A 19146-nucleotide genomic window follows, 5' to 3' on the forward strand; every position below is an offset into this window, starting at 1 on the left:
CCGCGCCCGAGGCGCCGGCGTGCGACCGCGCCGGTCGGGGCAGCGCCCATGGCGGCCTGCTCGGCGCCCGCTCCGCCGTTCCTCACCGGGTCGCCTTCCGGCACTCGGCGGCGGCCGACAGCAGCGCGTTCTCGACGACTTCGGCCAGCTCGGGGTGGGCCCAGTACTGGCCGCGGGCCATGGTCCCCACATCGATGTCGAAGCTCATCGCGGTGACGAGCAGCTGGCCCAGTTCGGGGGCCTCGGGGCCGATGACGCCGCCGCCCAGCAGCCGGCCGGTGGCGGGGTCGACGAGCAGCTTGACGAAGCCGGTCTCGTCGTCGAGCGCCCAGCCGTAGGCGACCGTGGAGTAGGGCTGGACGACCTTGACGTGGTCGGTGCCGGCCTCGCGCAGCTGCCGCTCGGAGGCGCCGACGGTCAGGATCGGCGGCTGGCTGAAGATCGCCTGCGGCACCGGGACGGCGGGCCGGGCGGCCGGCTCGTCGGGGTGCAGCAGGTTGTGCTGCACGGTGCGGGCCTCGGCGTTGGCCACGTGCTTGAGCAGGTGCCGGTCGCAGACGTCGCCGAGCGCCCAGATGTGCGGCCGGCCGGTGCGCTGGTACTCGTCGACGACCACGAAGCCGGCCTCGTCGACGTCGACGCCCGCCTTCTCGACGGCCAGCTGGTCGCCATTGGGCACGCGGCCGGCGACGATGAGCAGGGCGTCGGCGTTGTACCGGTACTCGGTGTCGGAGGGGTCGGTGAAGCGCAGCAGCAGGCCGCCGCGGCCGGCCGGCTCGACGGCCGACAGCCGCTGGTTGAGCCGCACCGAGAAGCGCTCGGCGGCCAGCTCGGTGGCGCGCTGGGCGATCTCCCCGTCGACCTTGCGCAGCAGGCGCTCGGAGCGGTTGACGAGGGTGACCCGGGACCCGAGGGAGGTGAAGATGTGGCCGAATTCGAGGGCCTCGACCCCGCCGCCGATGACGACCAGGCGGTCGGGCACCTGCCTGATGCGCAGGATCGTCTCGGAGGTGTGGATCATGCCGGCCAGGTCGGGGTCGTCCAGGCCGGGGGCGTCCAGCATGCGGGCACGCGAACCGGCCGCGATGACGAACTGGTCGGCGGTGATGGTCCGGCGCCCCACCTGCAGGGTGCGCTCGTCGATGAAGGCCGCGGCCTCGCGCAGCACGGTGACGTTCTCGTTGGCCTGGCGCCAGGCCAGGCCGGCCCGCGAGATGCCGTTGGTACGGCCGAAGACGCGCTGCCGGATGGCGTCGAAGTCGATGCCGTCCAGGTGCAGCCCGACGCCGAGGCGCCGGGCGTGTTCGGGCGCGGCGGCCATGGTGGCGGGCACCACCATCATCTTGGTGGGGATGCAGCCGACGTTGAGGCAGGTGCCGCCGAACCACAGGTCCTCGCCGACGCCGCGGTCGACGAGGGCGATCCTCCTGTCGTCGAAGCGCTCATCGATGATCGAGTTGCCCGATCCGGACCCGATGATGCAGATGTCGAAGTGGTCTTGGGCCATGCCCCCTATCCTTGCACGGCCGCCCGCAGGGCAGGTGCGGATGTCGACGGTGCCCAGGAGGCGGTCCGGGCCCCGGCCCGGACCATGAGGACAGGTTCCTCGCCAAGGTTGCGGATGCGGTGCGACACCGCGGTCATGCCGCAGTGATGCAGGAATCAGGAATGAGGTTCGGCCCGCCGGACACGGGTGGGAGGATGCTGCCATGAGCAGGATGGGCCCCATGATCCGCAAGCGGGACGACCACCCCGGCGCAACCGGGCTGGAGGCGCTGGGCCTGACCTGGCTGGCGGAGGCGATGGCGGACGGCGGCGCCCACGTCGTCCCAGTGGTGCGCGGCACGGGCTGGATCGAGGAGCCCCGGCTGACCGCGGTCCCCGCGACCGCATCCGCCGCGGAGGCCTTCGGGCGGGCCCTCGCCGTCACGCACGCCGCGGGCGCCCCGGCCTTCGGCGTCGCCCCGCCCGGCTGGGACGGCCGTACCCGGATGGGCCGCTCGGACGTGCGGATCCGCCCCTGCGCGCCCGAGCCGGAGGGAACCGCCCCGCGCCGCTGGGGGGAGTTCTTCGCCGACGACCGCCTCGTCCCCTACCTGCGGCCCTGCCGGGACCGCGGGGCGCTGAGCGCCGGCGGCGTCGCCGTCCTCGAACGGGTGTGCGAGCGGTTGCGCGCCGGAGACTACGACTCCGAGCAGCCCGCGCTCGTCCGCCGCGCGGCCCGCGAACGCGGCGACCGGGTCGCGGTCGCCCGCACTCACGGGGATCTGTGGAACGGCAATGTCATGTGGGTGCCGCGCAGCGAGACGCTCGCCTGGGCGCCGTCGCGCGCCGGCCGGGGCCCGCTCGACGACGACACGGGCGGGGCGACCACGATTCGCGGCGCCGGGGGCCCGGGGCCGCAGCACGGCGATGTCGTCGGCGTCCTCATCGACCCGCTCGCCCAAGGAGCGCACGCGGAGACGGACCTGGCGGCCCTCGGCGTCTTCGGTCAGCGGCACCTGGAGCGGATCATCGCCGGCTACGACGAGGTCTCGCCGCTCGCCGACGGCTGGCGCGAACGGGTGGGCCTCCACCGGCTCCACATGCTCATCATCCACGCCCTCCTCTTCGGGGGGCCCTACGGCGCCGAGACGGCGTCCACGGCGCGGCGCTACGCCTGAGCGCCGATTCCCCGGCTGTGGACAGGCCTCGCAGCAATCGACGGAATGCCTCGGAGGTCACGGCTCCGGTCGAGGACTTCCAGCGGGCGCAGCGAATGCACCGAAACCGGTCTCTCCTCCTCCAGCGCATGGAGGCTTGCCCAGAGCCTCTTCCCACGGTTCCGGCCAGCGTGCCCGCGCCGGCACCGGTCCCGGCCCCCTCGGAGGCGCGCGGGGAGCCGGGTGCCGGACGGGACGGCCCCGTCGGCGAGGCGGTCCCCTCGGAGGCGCGCGGGGAGCCGGGACGGCGCACGGAACCCGCACGAGACAACCCGCACAGGACACGACCCCGTCCCACGACGGCCGCACCAGGCCCCAGGCCGAGTCGGCACCGAGCGGAGACGACACGACGAAGCAGCCCGAAACAACCCCCGTCCGCTGTCCGAAAGACCTGCTCCACTCCAGAACCCTCACGAACCTCTCGAGTGATCACCGCGCCTCCTCATGGAGATGCTTCAAAGAGGTTATTGCTGAACCGTCCACGAAGGAACAAGACTCCAGCGCCCCACAGGATCAGAGCGATTACAGCTGAAATCAAACAATAACGCCCGAATCGCTGGAAGGGGCTTGCAAGATATATGATCGGAAGATTGATCCCCATAGGGAGCAACATGCCCAATGGGCTGGCCCGGACGTCAATGTCAGAACTCGCATTCAGCAGGAACACCAAAGCCATCGACACCGCAACAGCGAGCATCACGAAGGCGCACAGCCGAGTGAAGGACCGGAGATCGACAGAGATTTTCGACACGAAAAACATATAACCGAGGCCTCCGACCGCCGTGCACGTCACGGAGACGATCAGAGGCACAAGGATCTTGACCAGAGAATAAGCAACGGGACTCCCTCCACTCAAAATCGTGTAGGCGAGTACACCGCTTCGCTTGTCCTTGGCGATCGAATCGGAGTAGACATCCATGAAGGATACGATCCCAATCAGGCTGAGAAGAACCAGGCGCACGAAATCCGAGCCCAAGAGCGCAGCGCTGGATCCAGCTGCTGAAACCCGCATGAGCAGGATGAGGACCGTCACTCCAATGAAATTCCAGAGAATTTTCCTAGGGCTATTGACAACAGTACGAACATCACGATACCAGTAGGCCTTCAACATGATAAGTCCCGAGTGCCCCTACCCTCCGTCACATGCAGATAACGTTTTGTGAACTCTTCCGGAGAAACTGAGCCACGAACAGGATCATCAACCACGATGGCCCCCTCGTGCAGGATCATCACGCGTGACGACACCCTTCGGGCAAACTCCAGGTCATGCGTGACGAAGAGACACGTCCTGCCTTCGGCCCGCATCCCGTTCAGCAGTGAGATCACGGTCTCCCTGGTAGCCGGGTCCATCGAATTGGTCGGTTCGTCGAGAAGGATCAAGCGGGGATTCAGGCACAGGCCGGCAACCAACTGTGCCCGCATCTCGAGCCCCGCCGACAGGGTGAAGATTCTCTTGTGCGCGTATTCGGTGAAACCCAGGCGATCCATCCAATAGCCTTTCAAATCATCGAACCCAGCAGTCCCGAACAATCTCCTCCGAAATTCTAAATTCTCGTGAAGGGACACCTGACGATCCAACCCGAATCTTCCGGACAACAAGAAAATCTCTCGATAAGAGGCGACGTCATGGATGTTTATCTGGACACTCCCCCGAGAAGGTCTCAGCACTCCGTATAGAAGTTTCAGGAGCGTGGTCTTCCCGGCCCCGTTGTGCCCCAGGATCCCAATGCACTCCCCCCGGTCCACCGTCCAGGAGAAACTACTGAACACGCTCTCTCGAGCTCTGGCGTAGGAGAAGGAGAGATCATTGACCTTGATGATCGGCATTTTTACTCCAAAAGACGAAGAACCGGACGAACCCGCTGATCCCATCCGGATCACCGCGCTGGACTTCCCCTCAACGTCACCCGCCTCATGGGCGGCCGCCGCGCTCGATCACCACCGCGCACACGGCCAGGTCGCTCTTGAACGGCTTCGGCTCGTTCACTTCATCCATTTCATCATCCTTTCGCGCATGATGTTCAGCGCTCCGGTCTGATCGCCGGAACGCAAGTCATACGGCGTTTCAGGTCAACGGCCATGAGACACTCGCATGTGCGACAGACTCTCCACCGCACTCGATGAGCCATCGCAAGACCAAAGCTATCTCTCCCCTCGCCCCGTCGATCCAGCCCGCCACCGCTACTGAGCACCGGCCCCGGGTTCCGCGCCTGGCCCTTCCCGGGACGAGCTGACCGACCTTGCCTGCTCCAGCAAACCCTTAAGGGATCTGACGGCTGCCCTCCGAGGTCGACCCGCACATACGGTCAGACTCGCCTGGCTCCCCCTGTCCCGTACACGGCGGGGTGAGTTCTTCCGACGACCGTCCCGCCCCCCTCCGCGGCACTGCCGGCTGCGGTCTCGCCGCTCGCCGACGGCTGGCGCGAACGGGTGGGCCCCACCGGCTCCACATGCTCATCATCCACGTCCTCCTCTTCGGGGCCCCACGGCGCCGAGACGGCGTCCACGGCGCGGCGCGGCGCCTGAGAGCCGATTCCCGCGCCGTCGCCCCCGCGACGCGCGGCGGGCGCGCCTCCGGCTCAATCGCCCGAGCTGAACGCCGCGTTCCCGTCGGCGCCCAGCAGGTGGGCGGCCGGCTCGGAGTAGGTGATGCCGGCGCAGTGGACGCCCTCGAAGCGGAAGCTCGTGACCGAGGCCAGCGAGCAGGTGCGGGTGCCGGGCAGGTGCGCCGGCCGTTTGCCCTCGAGCGCGCGGCGGGCGATCCAGATCGGCGACTGGTGGGAGACGACGAAGGCCTGCCCGCCGGGGCCTGCGGCCAGAGCGGCGTCGACGAGGGCCGCCGTCATGCGCCGCGCGATGTCGGTGAAGGGCTCCCCCCAGCTCGGCCGCAGCGGGTTGAGCATCATCGGCCAGTTGCGGGGCCGCCACAGGGCGGCGTGGTGCCTGCCGAAGACCTGCCCGACGAAGCGGTTGCCGGCCTCGATGAGGCGTTCGTCGGTGACGACCTCGAGCCCGGGGCGGGTGGCCGCGAAGGGCGCGATGGTCTCGAGGGCCCGCTGCAGCGGGCTGGTGCGCAGGTGGGTCAGCGGCACATCGGCGAAGGCCTCGGCGACGGCCTCGGCCATGGCCAGCCCGTTGGCCGACAGCCGGAAGCCGGGCAGCCGCTCGTACAGGATGCCGTCGGGATTGTGCACCTCGCCGTGCCGCATGACATGGACGATGGTTCGCTCGCTCATCGGTTGGTGCTCCTCCTCCGGTTCTCCACCGGTCGGCGGTCTGCTCGGGCGGTTCAGCGGCCACTGCGCCGCCGTCGGCGCATCGAGGGGCGCACGACCGGTCTGCCCGCGGCCCGCAGCTGCTCGGCCCGCTTGCCGGAGAAGGCCGCCAGTGCGTCCGCCAACTGCACCTGGCCGGGGTACGCGGCGACGGTGTCGACGCGGATGCCGTACTCGCCGCAGGTGTCCGCGGTGGCCGGGCCGATGGCTCCGATGACGGACAGGTTGTGCGGCTTGCCGGCGATGCCGACCAGGTTGCGCACGGTGGTGCTCGAGGTGAAGGCGACGGCGTCGAAGCGGCCCGTCTTGATGGCCTCGCGCACCGGGGCGGGCGGCGGGGCGGCGCGCACCGTGCGGTAGGCGATGACGTCGTCGACGTCCCAGCCCAGCTCGGCCAGGCCGACCGACAGCGGTTCGGTGGCGATGTCGGCGCGCGGGATGAAGACCTTGTTGATGGGGTCGAGCACGTCGTCGAAGGCCGGGAACTCGGCGGCGAGCCCGGCGACGGTGTGCACATCGCTCGGGTGCAGGTCGGGGACGATGCCCCGGCGGGTGAGCGCCTCGGTGGTGTCCTGGCCCACCGCTGCGATGCGCAGGCCGGACAGGGCGCGCGAGTCGAGGCCGTACTGGCCGATCTTCTCGAAGACGGCGTCGACGGCGTGGCGGCTGGTGAAGATGATCCACTCGTAGCGTCCGTCGACCAGGCCGCGCAGGGCCTTGTCGAGCTGGGCCGGGTTGCGGGGCGGCTCGACGGCGATCGTCGCCACCTCCTCGGCGGTGGCGCCGTAGGCGGCCAGGCGCTCGACGAGTTCGGTGCAGTCCTGGCGGGTCCTGGGCACGAGGACGCGCCAGCCGAACAGCGGCTGGGTCTCGAACCAGTCCAGGCCGGGCGCGCGGTCGGCCAGGTCGTCGCCGATGAACAGGAAGACGGGCTGGTCGCCGCTCTCGGCCGGCCCGGCCGGCTTGAGGAAGTCGCCGATGACGCCGGCCCGGGTCTCCTGGTGGAAGGTGCCGCCGGCCAGGGTGAGCAGCGTCTTCTCGTGAACCTGCTTGCCCGCCTCGAGCGCGGCCCGGGCGACCGCCGAGACCTGGCGCAGCTCGCAGCGCACGGCGAGCACGCCGAGCGTGGGGAGCCGGATGTCGTCGTCCCCGGGCGCGACGAGCACCAGGCGGGCGGGGCGATTGCCCAGCTGCACGCCGGCGAAACCCGCCGCAGCGATGAGCGTGGGCACGCCGGGCAGGATCTCGATGGCGAGGCCCGCCCGGGAGCAGGCGCTGGCCTCGTCGGCGATCCCGCCCTCGAAGAGGGGATCGCCCTCGACCAGGCGCACCACCGTACGGCCCTGCGAGGCGCAGCTCAGCTCGAGCTCTGCGGGCTGTTCGGGGTCGAGGACGAGCCTGCACGAAGGAGCGCCGCCGATGGCGGCGCCCAGGAGGGCCTCATGAAGGATCGTGCTGGTGATGAGCACGTCGGCGCGCCGGATCGCGCGCAGGCAGGAGAGAGTCAGCTGATGGATCGCGCTCGGCAGGGCGCCGGCGAAGATGACGCGGCCCGCGACGCCGGGACGTTCGGGCTCGTCCCCGCCGGTGCCGTCCTGACTCATTGGCTGGCTCATTGCGGCCTCCCCCACGCACGGCCCCCCGCCGGGGCGCACCGCCGCGGTGCCGGGAGGAGATCATGCGATGAGCGCGGCCACGCGCGGGATGCACGCGGCCGGCCCGGTGGGTTGGGATCAGAAGACCTTACTTGCCAGCGCGACGACGCTGGATGCGCGTCTTCTTGAGAAGCTTGCGGTGCTTCTTCTTAGCCATGCGCTTGCGACGCTTCTTGATGACCGAACCCACTGTGGACCTTCCGTAGTCTCCGGGCCTCGACCCGACGATCCGGGCCCCGGGGCCTCTGCTGATTCCTGAACCGCCTGGCGCCGGCGGCACGACCACCGCGCCGGGCAGACAACGGGATGAGTCTACCCTGCCGGGCGCTCCGCCGGAAATCCCGGCGGAGCAGCGGATCCGCTTCCCGCTCGGAGCGCCCCGCCGGCGAGGCCGGACCCGCGCGGGCAGGGCCTCACCGGGGCGGTCGACCGGTCCGCGCGCCCTGCGGAGAGGGCACGTGGCGGGACCTGACCAGGTCCTCACGCGGGGCTCCGGGCGCGACGGAAGTCGCTGGGCAGCATGCCCTTCTCGCGTTTGAAGAGCTGAGAGAAACGGCTCGCGCAGCGGTAGCCGACCAGCCGTCCGATCCGCCCGATCGCCAAGTCCGAGTCCCTCAGCAGCGCCTCGGCACGGCTCATGCGGCTGGCCTGGATGTACTGCCCGACGGTGCATCCGTTCGCCGCCCGGAAATCGGCCTTGAACTTGGTGGGGCCCATGCAGGCCAGATGCGCCAGCTCGTCGATGCTCAGCCGCTGGTCGAGGTGCTCGTCGATGTAGGCCACGACGGCGTGCAGCTTCTCCGCATCGGCCCGCCGCAGGCGGCGCCCGCCCCCGGTGCCGCGGGTGCGCCCGACGACCAGGTCCATCGCCTCGAGCACCTTCGCCTCGTAGTGGAGCCTCCCGCGCGGGGCGCCGCCGGGCCGGGGCCACAGCTCGGACAGCAGGGCCCTCATGGCCGGGAAGTCGTCGTCCACGCCGAGGCGGCGGAAGGCGGCGGCGACATCGGCGAACCGGCCGGAGTACTCCTCGTCGAGGAAGCGGCTCGAGAACACCGGGCTGACCTCGATGGAGACCGAGCGGACGGGCACGCCGCCGCGCACGAGCCCCTCCCACGGCCCCTCGCCGATGCCGTGACCCCAGATGCTGTCGGCGTGCAGTGGCCTGGGCGGGGTGAGCTGGCGGCCGAGGATCGAGCCGAACCAGCAGACGGTCAGATAGCGCGGCAACCGGAGGCGCACGAGCGCGTCCCGGGCGATCGTGAAGTCGTGGACGCTGATCGCCCACTCGGCGTCGGCGGGCGAGAACGAGTGGAAGCACCCGCTCATGTGCTCGTTGTCGGTCTCGAAGCTCCTCCACCCCGGGCCGATCGCCGGCTCAGCGGGTGAGAAGCCCGTCCGGAGCAGCTCGGAGTGCTGGAAGAGCTTCATCGTCACCCCCGCCCGTCGTCGCGCCGCGGCCCGGCCCGTCGGCCGGATACGGCGATGGGACGCCTCCGTGCGTCGTTCGGACGCGTCGGAGCGCCGTCGGGGCCCAGGCGGGACCGCGACTCCTAGACTGATCCGGCGATCAACAGTTTAGCCTCGCCTAAGCGGAGGAGTGGACATGGCCGACCCCACCACCGGAGCCGCGCGGAGCGCCCCCGGACGCCTCACGGCCCGCGATCTCATCACCTGCGGCGTCTTCACCGCGCTCATGCTCGTCTTCACCATGATCGGCAGCGCCTTCCTGGCGCCCAACCCGGTGCTCACCTTCGCAATGCCCGCGGCCGCGGCCCTGCTGACCGGTCCGATCTACCTGCTGCTCATCGCCAAGGTGCCCAAGCACGGGCCGGTCGTCATCGTCGGCCTCGTCCTCGGTCTGCTCCTGTTCGTCACCGGCATGTACTGGGGCTGGGCGGCGGCCTGCGTCGTCCTGGGCGTCGTCGGTGATCTGGTCGCCGGCGCCGGCCGCTTCCGCAACCGGGGCCTCAACCTGCTCAGCTTCGTGATCTTCAGCCTCAACCCCATGGGCTCCTACTCGATGCTGTGGATCAACCCGGACGCCTACGCCGCCTATCTGATCGGCAGGGGCACCGAGCGGGCGTACATGGACACGATGCTCGCCACCGGAACCGGCTGGATGCTGCTGGCCATGCTCACCGGTACCATCGTCTGCGCGCTCGTCAGCGGCCTGCTCGGCATGCGCCTGCTGCGCCGCCAGTTCGAGAGGGCCGGTGTGACGGCCGGGTGAGCGCTCGAGTCATGACGCCGGACGGCAGGGGCGGTGAGGGCCGGGAGCGCACCGGGCGGGCCGATCCGCGCAGCAAGCTGTTCGTCCTGCTGGCCATGGCGGTGGCGATGGCCCTCAGCCCGACGGTGTGGTTCGAGTTCGCCCTCATGGCGCTGGCGACGATCTTCGCACTGGTCCTGCGCCGCCCGAGGACGGGGCTGGTGGTGCTCGCCGGTCACGCGCTGACGATGGCCGCCGTGCAGGCGGTGCCCTATCTGGACGGCGTGGCGCTTCGGACGATGCTCAACGCCTTCCTCGCGCTGGCGCGCAAGGTCCTGCCGTGCGGGCTCGTCGCCGCGGTGACCGTCTCGACGACGCCGGTCAACGAGTTCATGAGTGCGTTGATCGCGATGCGCATGCCCCGCCAGGTGATCATCCCGATGACCGTCATGCTGCGCTACGTGCCGACGGTGAGGGCCGACTGGGCGTCGATCAGGGACGCGATGCGTCTGCGCGGCGTCGACCCGGGGCCGATCGGTCTGGCGCGCCACCCGATGAGGACGATCGACTGCATCTACGTGCCGCTGATGATGAGTGCGTCGAACGCGGCCGACGAGCTGTCGATGGCGGCGGTGGCGCGCGGCATCGAGAACCCGGCGCGGCGCACCTGCTGCACCCGCATCGGATTCGCCCCGGTCGACGTGCTGGTCATCGCGCCGGGCGCCCTGGCCCTGGTGCTCGCCGTCGTGCTCCGGGCGGTCGCATGATCGAGCTGCACGGGGTCCGTTTCAGCTACGAACGGCACGGCCCGCGAGCCGGGCGGGCGCCCGGGGTGAGCGGCATCGACCTGTCCGTCGCACCGGGCGAGCTGCTCGTTCTGTGCGGGCGTTCGGGCTGCGGCAAGACGACGATCACCCGCCTGGTGAACGGACTGGCCCCCTCGTTCTTCCCCGGGACGCTGAGCGGCCGGGTGCTCCTCGGCGGCCGGGACGCCGCCGGGCTGGAGCCCTGGCGGATCGCCGAACTCGTCGGATCGGTCTTCCAGAACCCGAGCACCCAGTTCTTCAACACTGCGGTGACGGGCGAGATCGCCTTCTGCATGGAGAGCGCCGGCTGGCCGTTCGAACGGCTGCGGGCCCGCACCGATGAGGTGATCGACGAGCTCGGACTGCAGGATCTGGCGGGGCGGGACCTGTTCGCCCTGTCGGGCGGCGAGAAGCAGCGCGTCGCCTTCGCCTCGGCCTGGGCCATGCGTCCGGGCGCCCTGGTGCTGGACGAGCCGACGAGCAATCTCGACCCGGGCGCGATCGGGGCCCTGCGGGAGCACGTCGCCACGGCCAGGGACGCCGGGTGCGCGGTGCTGGTGGCCGAGCACCGGCTCTCATGGCTCGCCGGACTGGCCGACCGCTACTGCGTGCTGTCCGGTGGGCGGATCGACCGGGTGCTGAGCGCCGCCGAGTTCGCGTGCCTCGGCGGCGAGGAGTTCTCGCGGCTGGGACTGCGGGCGCGCTCGATGGACGATGTCGGGCCCTCCCGGCGCCCGGCGGCCCGGGAGCCGAGCCCCGCCCGCCCCCTGCTCCGGGCCGCCGGCCTGTCGGTCCGGCGGGGCGGACGACGGGTGCTGGAGGACGTCGACCTGGTCGTGCGCCCGGGCGAGGTGCTCGCCCTGACCGGCCCGAACGGTGCCGGCAAGACGACGCTGAGCCGGGCCCTGTGCGGGCTCGTCAGGACCGATGGCGGGCGGATCACCATCGACGGCGCCCGGGGCCCGCGGCGGACGCTCTCGCACGGCGCGGCGATGGTCTTCCAGGACGTCGGGCACCAGCTCTTCGCCGAGGACGTCGCATCCGAGGTGACCTTCGGGCTGGCCCGGCCGCAGGAGGTCGACGTGACCGGACTGCTCGGCGAACTGGACCTGGCCGGGCTCGCCGACAGGCACCCGGCGAACCTCTCGGGCGGGCAGAAGCAGCGTCTGGCGGTCGCCACGGCGGTGGCCTGCGACAAGCGTCTCCTCGTCTTCGACGAGCCGACGAGCGGCCTGGACCTGGAGGGCATGGAGCGGGTGGCGGCCCTGTTGCGGCGCATCGCCGCGGACCGGGCGGTGCTCGTGGTGACGCACGACCTGGAGCTGATCGCCGCCGCCTGCGACCGGCTCGTCCACCTCGACGGCGGGCGCATCAGTGACGAGGTGGACGTGCGCGCCGACTTCGCCCGGGTGCGGGAGCTGTTCGCGTCGATGGCGACAGGCCCCTGACCGCCGATGCGCGGGGCTCCCCGCGCCCGACCCGCCATCGTGCCTCGGCCCACGCCGACCGGGCCCGGTGAGGAGGCGGCCCTGCGGTGACTCGCGCCCCCCGATGCCGTATCCCCCGTTCGGGGCCGGCCGGGCCGGTCAACCGAGTTGGGCGGCCCGCCGCACGCTGGCGTCGACCGCGTCGGCGATGGCGGCGCGCACCGCGCGCTCGTCGAGCACGTGCAGCCCGGCCGCGGTGGTACCGCCCGGCGAGGTGACCGCCTCGCGGGCCAGCGAGGGGTGCTGGCCGGTGGCCTCGAGCAGGAGGGCCGAGCCCTTCACCGTCTGGACGACCAGCTCGGTGGCCAGCGCACGCGGCAGCCCCTGGGCGACGGCCGCCTCGACGAGGGCCTCGATGCCGTGGAACACCCAGGCCGGGCCCGAGCCGCTGATCGCGGCCAGCGCGTCCTGCTGCGGCTCGGGGATCACCACGGCCCGCCCGACGGCGCTCATCAGCGCGACGGCGGCGTCCAGATCAGCGCGCGTGGCACGGGCGCCGGCGCTGACGCCGGCCATGCCCGCCCCCACGGCCGACGGCGTGTTCGGCATGACGCGCACCACGCGCGCCCCCGGGCCCAGGTGGGACTCGAGGGTGCCGGTGGACAGACCGGCGCACAGGCTCACCACGAGCGTCCCGTCGCCCACCTGCCCGCGGATCTCGTCGAGGAGAGCACCGGCCGCATGGGGCTTGACGCCGAGGACGACGGCATCGGCCCACTGCGCGGCCCGGGTGTTCGAGGCGAGGGCCCGCACGCCGAGCCGTCCGGCGAGTGCGTCGCGGGTGGCGGGCGTGCGGCTGGTGACGCAGATCAGTTCGGGGTCGTGCCCGGCGGCGACCAGCCCGGCCACGACGGCCCCGCCCATCGCGCCGGCGCCCAGGAAGGCGAGCCGGGCCCCCTCCAGGGGCGGACGGCCCGCCGTCTGCCGCGCGGTCATGCTCAGGCCTTGCCCGCCACGACGAGCTCGGCGATCTGGATGGCGTTGAGCGCCGCGCCCTTGCGCAGGTTGTCGCCCGCGATGAACATGACCAGTCCCCGGGCCCCGGGGACCGACTGGTCCATGCGGATGCGCCCCACCAGGCTCGGATCGATGCCTGCGGCGCCTCGCGGGGTCGGCACGTCCTCGAGCCGGACTCCGGGGGCGTCCTCGAGCAGCTCGACGGCGCCCTCGACGCTCACCGAGTCGGAGAACTCGGCATGCACGGACAGACCGTGGCCGGTGAACGTGGGAATGCGCACGCAGGTGCCGGCGACGGCCAGCTCGGGGATGTGCAGGATCTTGCGGGACTCGTTGCGGAGCTTCTGCTCCTCGTCGGTCTCCAGCGAGCCGTCGTCGACCGGGCTGCCCGCCAGGGGCACCGCGTTGAAGGCTATCGGGGCGACGTAGGGGCCCGGGTCGCCGGGGCAGGCGATCGCGTCGCCGTGGAAGGTGAGCCCGTGGATGTCGCCCTCGCAGGCCGCACGGGTCTGGTCCTCGAGGGCGCGCACGCCGGCCAGGCCGGACCCGGAGGTGGCCTGATAGGTCGAGACGACCAGGCGGATGAGGCCCCAGGCGTCGTGCAGGGGCTTGAGGACCGGCATGGCCGCCATCGTGGTGCAGTTCGGGTTGGCGATGATGCCCCTGGGCGGGTCCACGGCGTCACCGGGGTTGACCTCGGAGACGACCAGCGGGACCTCGGGATCCATGCGCCAGCAGGAGGAGTTGTCGACGACGGTGGCGCCGGCGGCGGCGACCTCGGGGGCGTACTGGCCGGAGGCGCCCTTGCCGGCCGAGAAGATCGCCACGTCGAGGCCGCTGAAATCGGCCGTCGCCATGTCCTCGACGGTGATCTCCCGGCCCTTCCAGGGCAGCTCGCGCCCGGCGCCGCGCGACGACGCGAAATAACGCATCCGCGTGACGGGGAAGTCCCTCTCGTCGAGCAGCGTGCGCATCACGCCGCCGACCTGACCTGTTGCTCCGAAGACACCGACTCGCATGGGTCCAAGCCTAATCGCGTGCACCGGCGGCCCCCGCGGCGGATGGCCTCGGGGAACGGGGCGCGCCCGCGCGGGACTCACAGCCAGCCGACCGCGCCGTGCAGCAGGGCGTAGCCGACGAAGCTGACGACGTCGAGCAGGGTGTGCGCGACGATGAGCGGCCACAACCGCCCGGTCCTGCGCCAGTACAGGCAGCAGGCGGCGCCCATGACGGCGTTGCCGATGAAGCCGCCGAAGCCCTGGTACAGATGGTACGAGCCGCGGATCAGGGCGCTGACCAGGATCGCGGCGCCCGGCCGCCAGCCGCACTGGCGCCAGCGGGTGAGCAGGTAGGCGACCATGACGGTCTCCTCGAGCAGACCGTTCGCGAAGGCCGCCAGGACGTACACCGGGACGGTCCAGACGTGCTCGGCCAGGTTGCCGGCCGCAACGTTCGTATTGATGCCGACCCAGCGGGCGAGGACGTAGAAGGCCAGCCCCGGGATGCCGATCGCGGCGGCCAGGACCACGCCGGCGCCCGCGTCCCGGCCGGCGCGGCCGCCGTCCAGGCCGATCGCCCGCCACGGTTCGCGCCCCGGGCGCCAGGTGGTGCACAGCAGGTACAGGGCGATGACCGCCGGGGCGGCCAGGAAGAGGTAGTCGGCCAGCTTGTAGGCGAGGTCGAGCCAGGGGCGGTCGGGCGTCGCCGAGTCGTTGATGGTGGTCGTCTGCTGGTTCAGGGCCGGGCCCAGCGTCAGCTTGTCGAGGATCGACAGCACCGAGTAGACCGCCGACCGGCCCAGGCAGACGGCCAGCACGCCGACGGTCTCGAGGCCCAGGTGCGGGCGGCGACGAGCGGCCGTCGCCCCGCCGGCCACGGCCTCGTGCGGGCCCCCCGGGACGCTTCCCCCGGCGCTCATCGGCGCCCCAGCAGGCTGCGCGCGTACAGCGCCCCATTGGCGGGGCGGTCGGCCACACGCTGCAGGAAGTAGGCGTACCAGGCGGGGCCGAACGGCACATGGGTGCGCATCGTCCGGCCGATGTCGGCCAGACGGCGCTGCTCGAGCGGGCGCACCCCGTAGAACATCTGGAACTCGTACTCGGCCGGCCCGCGGTGACGCCGCCCGGCCAGGTCGAGGGCGATCTCGACGAGTCTGGGGTCGTGCGTGGCGATCATCGGATAGGCGTCCGAGGCCATGAGCGCCCTCAGGCAGCGCACGTACGACAGGTCGACGGCATGGCTGCTGGTGAAGCTGCCGCGGCCCTCGCCCCTGCTGCCCTTGCAGAGGCGGATGCGGGCGCCCGCGGTGGCCAGCGCGCGGCAGTCGGACTCGGTGCGGCGCAGACCGGCCAGCAGGGCCACCCCGGTGCGCGGGAAATCCCCGCGCAGGCATCCGGCCATCGCCAGGGTGTCCTCGACGACGTCCTCCCCGCCCATGGAGAGGGTGATGTCGGCACCCGCCCGCGCCGCCGCCGCGCAGATGCGCACCAACCGGGAGCGCAGGGGCTCCCCGCGCCCGTCGCCCGGAACGGTCAGGGCGGACGGCCTGACGCTGATGTCCGCGCCATCGGCCAGCCCGGCCTCGGCGATGGCGTCGATGCAGCCCAGGTAGGAGCGCTCGTTGGCCGCGGCGGCCGACCCGTCCGCGGCGTCGGCGAGCAGATCGTCGACGCCCACCGCCAGGCCCTTGCAGCGCTGGTCGGCGAGCACATCGGTGAGCTCGCCGAGCGTCTCACCGGCAACATAACGGCTGATCAGCTCGCGAGTGGCGGGGGCCCCGACGAGCAGGCGGTGGAAACGGTCCAGGCGCGACAGCCGCATGAGCATCCGCCTCATGGCCCCTCCGCTCCCGTCGGGGTGCGCCCGGGGCGCACTGCCGGAACACGCGGCCCGGGACGCCCCGACGCACACGCCGGGCCGTTGACAAGGTTAGTGGACCCGGCGCGGACGGTTGGAACAATGCTGGCATGCACATGCACCCGGACCATCTGACGTTCGCGGCGGGTCCCGAGGGGCTGACCCCGGCGGCGAGGAGTCTCGGGCGACGACCTCGCCGCGCTCGATGGCGAACGAGGCTGACCCCGGCGGCGAGGAGTCTCGGCGAACGGCTCGCCGCCGAGCCCAAGGACGGCGGATCCCACCCCCGGTGCGGCACGCGCAAGACATCATCCCGCTCGCCGGCGGGCGTTGCATCGAGGTCGCCGAGGTGCTCGACCATCCGGCGGCGGCCGGATGAGCCGGGCGCCCGGGCATCGGCGCGGTGGCCTTCTCGACGCCCTCGCGCGGCGTCGTCAGGATCTGAGCGAGCGGCCGGGCCCCTCGCCCGGATCCTCATCGGAAGCGACCGCCGCGACGGGACCGGTCGGCCTCCCGCGACGGGCTCCTGCTCCTGCCGGCCACGCCACCCCGATGACCGCCCGGTCCTGCGGGAACAGACCGGGTCGCAGGTGGGTGAGCGCCGGCCGCCCGGAGCGGGAAACGTCAGTGGCGCGCCCTACTGTTGGGGCATGGCCAAGAAGCAGGACGCCTACCGGTGCAGCGAATGCGGGTGGACGAGCCCCGTATGGGTCGGGCGCTGCGGCAGGTGCCAGGCCTGGGACAGCGTCGCCGAGCGGGCCGCGCCCGGGCCCGCCCCGGTCGCCACCCACCAGCCGGCCTCGCGGGCCATGCCGATCGCACAGGTCTCCGCGCAGGCGGCCGACCGGCGCCTGACGGGCATCGGCGAGCTCGACCGCGTGCTCGGCGGGGGCCTGGTGCCGGGCGTCGTCGTCCTGCTGGCCGGCGAGCCGGGCGTCGGCAAGTCCACGCTGCTGCTCGAGGTGGCCGCCCAGTGGGCGCGCAACGGCAGCCGCACGCTGTACATCACCGGCGAGGAGTCGGCCTCGCAGGTGCGCCTGCGCGCCGAACGCACCGGGGCGCTGGCCGACGAGCTCTACCTGGCCGCCGAGGACGACCTCGGCACCGTACTGGGCCACATCGAGCAGACCGGTCCGACGCTCATGGTGCTCGACTCGATCCAGACCGTCGGCGCCGCCCAGGCCGACGGCATCGTGGGCGGCTCCGCGCAGGTGCGCGAGGTGACCGCCGCCCTCGTGCGCGTGGCCAAGGCCCGCGGCATGGCCGTCGTCATCGTCGGCCATGTCACGAAGGACGGCGCGATCGCCGGTCCCCGCACGCTGGAGCACCTGGTCGACGTCGTCCTCAGCTTCGAGGGCGACCGCCACTCGGGCTTCCGCATGGTGCGCGCCGTCAAGAACCGCTACGGCCCCTCCGACGAAGTGGGCTGCTTCGAGATGGCCGGGAACGGCATCGTCGAGGTGCCCGACCCCTCGGGGCTGTTCACCACCCGCCATGACGAGCCCGTGCCGGGCACCTGCGTCACCGTCACCATGGAGGGCCGCCGCCCGCTCCTGGCCGAGGTGCAGGGGCTGACCGCCGCGGTGCGCAAGGAGGCGCCGGTGCGCCGGGTCACGAACGGCATCGAGTTCTCCCGTGTCTCGATGGTGCTGGCCGTGCTGCAGTCCAAGGCGCATCTGCGCCTGTTCGACCGCGACGTCTACGTGAGCACCGTCGGAGGGGCGCGCATCACCGACCCGAGCGCCGATCTGGCGGTCGCGACAGCCGTCGCATCGGCCCTGGTCGACCGCAACTTCCCGCACAAGGTGCTGGCCCTGGGCGAGGTGGGTCTGGCCGGCGACCTGCGCCGTGTACCGGGCCTCGAGCGCCGTCTCGCCGAGGCCGCCCGGCTCGGCTTCGAGCTGGCCGTCGTGCCGGCCGGCAGCCGCGATCGCGGGGCGGAACCGCCCGGCCGCATGGACGTCGTCGAGGTCTCCAGCGTCGCCCAGGCGCTCGGCGTGCTCGACCTGCGCAGACCGGGCCGCAGCAGGGCCGTCGACGGGGGCGGGCCCGGTTCACTCCGGCGCGACCGGGCTCAGCTCAACGTGAACCGCGAGCTCGCATAGGTGCCGCCGATCCCGGCGGTGACGAGGTAACTGCCGGCCGCCGCGGCGTCGCCGGTGTCGGCGCAGCCCTGGCCCACGCGCGTGCCCGGCCAGGTGACGACCAGCGGCACCGGGTCGGCGCCCATGATCGCGATCTGCCCGCCCGGTGCTGCGTCGGTGCAGGTGGTGGTGCTCCAGTACTCGTCCGTACCGGAGGCCACGGTGACCGACAGGACGTGCTCGCCCAGGTCGAGCGAGCACGGGGCGCCGGCGCTCGCGCCGAGCTCGACCGTCATGTCGACGGCCTGGCCGGCGGCCGTGCCGTCGGGCACGACGACGTCGAGCGTGACATCATCGAGAGCGCACTGGCCGTCGCCGGTGACGACCGACGCACCGGGCGTCCGCACTTCCGTGACGGGGGTCTGCCCGGCCGCGGCGGTCTCAGAGCCCGCGGCCCCGGTACTGCCCCCGCCGCGTCGAACGCGCCCCGCGATGAGGCTGATCACCGCGATGATCGCGATGAGGACGAACATGATCACGGCGCGGCGACGCCAGTACACGGCCTCGCCCTCGGGCCCCTGCGGATGCAGGAGTGTGTTCATGCCACTCATGCTATGAGGCGCCCCTGCCCGAGGGACAGTGCGGCGCGCCTTGTCGCCAGGCGTGAACATCCCCGCCGGCCGGGTCCCGGCCGGCGGAGCCCGCCGCCCCCGATCCGAACCGCCTCGATCCGAAATCGGCACCGGCATCGCCCGGCTCCGCACATCGCACGGCGCGCCGACGCCAGTGCCGTTCTCGGGCGCCGGGGCCTCACCGGCGTTCGCCCTGAGCCGTCCTGCCCCGATCGGGGCATCCGGCCCGCATAGGCTGGCCGGCATGCCCGTCGTCAGCCCCGAGAGCGCCGCGCCCGGCCCCGCCGAGCGGACGCGGATCACCGAGGCCGTCAACAGGTGGTTCGCCACCGCAGCCCGCCCGCTGCCCTGGCGGGACCCATCGACGAGCCCCTGGGGCGTCATGGTGAGCGAGTTCATGGCCCAGCAGACGCCGGTCGCCCGGGTCATCGCCCCCTGGCGCGCCTGGATGCGCCGCTGGCCGGCACCGGCAGACCTGGCGGC

Annotated in this window: 18 protein-coding genes and 1 pseudogene; 7 read left to right on the forward strand and 12 right to left on the reverse strand. The window is 72.0% G+C overall.

The features are described 5' to 3' along the window. Positions 1-82: 82 nt before the first annotated feature. Positions 83-1507: a mycothione reductase gene (locus tag R2N01_RS07950; RefSeq protein WP_316670136.1), complete on the reverse strand. Its 1425-nt coding sequence runs from the start codon at positions 1505-1507 to the stop codon at positions 83-85. Between the two features lie 202 nt (positions 1508-1709). Between R2N01_RS07950 and R2N01_RS07955 the strand changes: the two genes are divergently transcribed. Beyond that, entirely contained in the window at positions 1710-2663 is a 954-nt protein-coding gene (locus tag R2N01_RS07955) for a fructosamine kinase family protein (protein WP_316670138.1), read from the forward strand. A 481-nt stretch (positions 2664-3144) separates the two neighbouring features. On the opposite strand, the gene R2N01_RS07960 is transcribed toward R2N01_RS07955, so the two are convergent. Together R2N01_RS07960 and R2N01_RS07965 are read right to left on the reverse strand one after the other, a co-directional pair. Continuing rightward, positions 3145-3813 carry a hypothetical protein gene (locus R2N01_RS07960; RefSeq protein WP_316670140.1) on the reverse strand — a complete coding sequence of 223 codons (669 nt, stop codon included), beginning with the start codon at positions 3811-3813 and terminating at the stop codon, positions 3145-3147. Further along, entirely contained in the window at positions 3807-4529 is a 723-nt protein-coding gene (locus R2N01_RS07965) for an ABC transporter ATP-binding protein (protein ID WP_316670141.1), read from the reverse strand. The genes R2N01_RS07960 and R2N01_RS07965 overlap by 7 nt, the downstream gene beginning before the upstream one ends. Between R2N01_RS07965 and R2N01_RS07970 the strand changes: the two genes are divergently transcribed. After that, the gene (locus R2N01_RS07970) at positions 4510-4740 is read left to right on the forward strand and encodes a hypothetical protein (RefSeq protein ID WP_316670142.1); all 231 of its coding nucleotides are present in this window, start codon (positions 4510-4512) and stop codon (positions 4738-4740) included. The two genes, R2N01_RS07965 and R2N01_RS07970, sit on opposite strands and share 20 nt — an antisense overlap. Positions 4741-5281: 541 nt before the next feature. On the opposite strand, the gene R2N01_RS07975 is transcribed toward R2N01_RS07970, so the two are convergent. From R2N01_RS07975 to R2N01_RS07990, 4 genes are all read right to left on the reverse strand, one after another. Next, positions 5282-5938 carry a histidine phosphatase family protein gene (locus tag R2N01_RS07975; RefSeq protein WP_316670144.1) on the reverse strand — a complete coding sequence of 219 codons (657 nt, stop codon included), beginning with the start codon at positions 5936-5938 and terminating at the stop codon, positions 5282-5284. 53 nt (positions 5939-5991) lie between these two features. After that, positions 5992-7581, reverse strand: coding sequence for a uroporphyrinogen-III synthase (locus R2N01_RS07980; protein ID WP_316670145.1), 1590 nt, complete (start codon positions 7579-7581; stop codon positions 5992-5994). Positions 7582-7720: 139 nt separating this feature from the next. Then, positions 7721-7822, reverse strand: a complete 102-nt coding sequence (locus R2N01_RS07985) for a 30S ribosomal protein bS22 (RefSeq protein WP_002550589.1) — start codon at positions 7820-7822, stop codon at positions 7721-7723. A 290-nt stretch (positions 7823-8112) separates the two neighbouring features. Continuing rightward, complete coding sequence (locus tag R2N01_RS07990) at positions 8113-9060, reverse strand: AraC family transcriptional regulator (RefSeq protein WP_316670148.1); 948 nt, start codon at positions 9058-9060, stop codon at positions 8113-8115. A 175-nt stretch (positions 9061-9235) separates the two neighbouring features. Here R2N01_RS07990 and R2N01_RS07995 point away from each other — a divergent pair, with 175 nt between their 5' ends. The 3 genes from R2N01_RS07995 to R2N01_RS08005 are packed head-to-tail and all read left to right on the forward strand — an operon-like array spanning position 9236 to position 12095. Continuing rightward, the gene (locus R2N01_RS07995) at positions 9236-9862 is read left to right on the forward strand and encodes an MptD family putative ECF transporter S component (protein WP_316670150.1); all 627 of its coding nucleotides are present in this window, start codon (positions 9236-9238) and stop codon (positions 9860-9862) included. Continuing rightward, a complete protein-coding gene (locus tag R2N01_RS08000; protein ID WP_316670151.1) occupies positions 9859-10608 on the forward strand; it encodes an energy-coupling factor transporter transmembrane component T in 750 nt (249 codons plus the stop codon). Before R2N01_RS07995 ends, R2N01_RS08000 begins: the two co-directional genes overlap by 4 nt. Further along, positions 10605-12095 carry an ATP-binding cassette domain-containing protein gene (locus R2N01_RS08005; protein WP_316670153.1) on the forward strand — a complete coding sequence of 497 codons (1491 nt, stop codon included), beginning with the start codon at positions 10605-10607 and terminating at the stop codon, positions 12093-12095. Before R2N01_RS08000 ends, R2N01_RS08005 begins: the two co-directional genes overlap by 4 nt. 138 nt (positions 12096-12233) lie before the next feature. Here R2N01_RS08005 and proC read toward each other — a convergent pair whose 3' ends face one another. The 4 genes from proC to R2N01_RS08025 form a co-directional block, all read right to left on the reverse strand. Next, the gene (gene proC, locus R2N01_RS08010; protein WP_316670154.1) at positions 12234-13070 is read right to left on the reverse strand and encodes a pyrroline-5-carboxylate reductase; all 837 of its coding nucleotides are present in this window, start codon (positions 13068-13070) and stop codon (positions 12234-12236) included. Positions 13071-13072: 2 nt separating this feature from the next. Beyond that, positions 13073-14110: an aspartate-semialdehyde dehydrogenase gene (locus tag R2N01_RS08015; protein ID WP_316670155.1), complete on the reverse strand. Its 1038-nt coding sequence runs from the start codon at positions 14108-14110 to the stop codon at positions 13073-13075. Positions 14111-14187: 77 nt separating this feature from the next. After that, positions 14188-15009, reverse strand: coding sequence for a CPBP family intramembrane glutamic endopeptidase (locus tag R2N01_RS08020; RefSeq protein WP_316670157.1), 822 nt, complete (start codon positions 15007-15009; stop codon positions 14188-14190). After that, on the reverse strand, positions 15006-15926 hold the full coding sequence (locus R2N01_RS08025; protein ID WP_316670158.1) for a proline dehydrogenase family protein: 921 nt from the start codon (positions 15924-15926) through the stop codon (positions 15006-15008). The genes R2N01_RS08020 and R2N01_RS08025 overlap by 4 nt, the downstream gene beginning before the upstream one ends. Before the next feature lie 671 nt (positions 15927-16597). On the opposite strand from R2N01_RS08025, the gene radA reads away from it, so the two are divergent. Further along, on the forward strand, positions 16598-18052 hold the full coding sequence (gene radA, locus R2N01_RS08030) for a DNA repair protein RadA (RefSeq protein WP_316670159.1): 1455 nt from the start codon (positions 16598-16600) through the stop codon (positions 18050-18052). Here radA and R2N01_RS08035 read toward each other — a convergent pair. Then, positions 18022-18633 carry a hypothetical protein gene (locus tag R2N01_RS08035; protein ID WP_316670161.1) on the reverse strand — a complete coding sequence of 204 codons (612 nt, stop codon included), beginning with the start codon at positions 18631-18633 and terminating at the stop codon, positions 18022-18024. The genes radA and R2N01_RS08035 overlap by 31 nt on opposite strands. 274 nt (positions 18634-18907) lie before the next feature. Here R2N01_RS08035 and R2N01_RS08040 point away from each other — a divergent pair. Beyond that, a pseudogene (locus tag R2N01_RS08040) lies at positions 18908-19146 on the forward strand (A/G-specific adenine glycosylase); the annotation flags it as partial.

The sequence above is a fragment of the uncultured Propionibacterium sp. genome (assembly GCF_963539965.1).
GTDB lineage: Bacteria > Actinomycetota > Actinomycetes > Propionibacteriales > Propionibacteriaceae > Propionibacterium.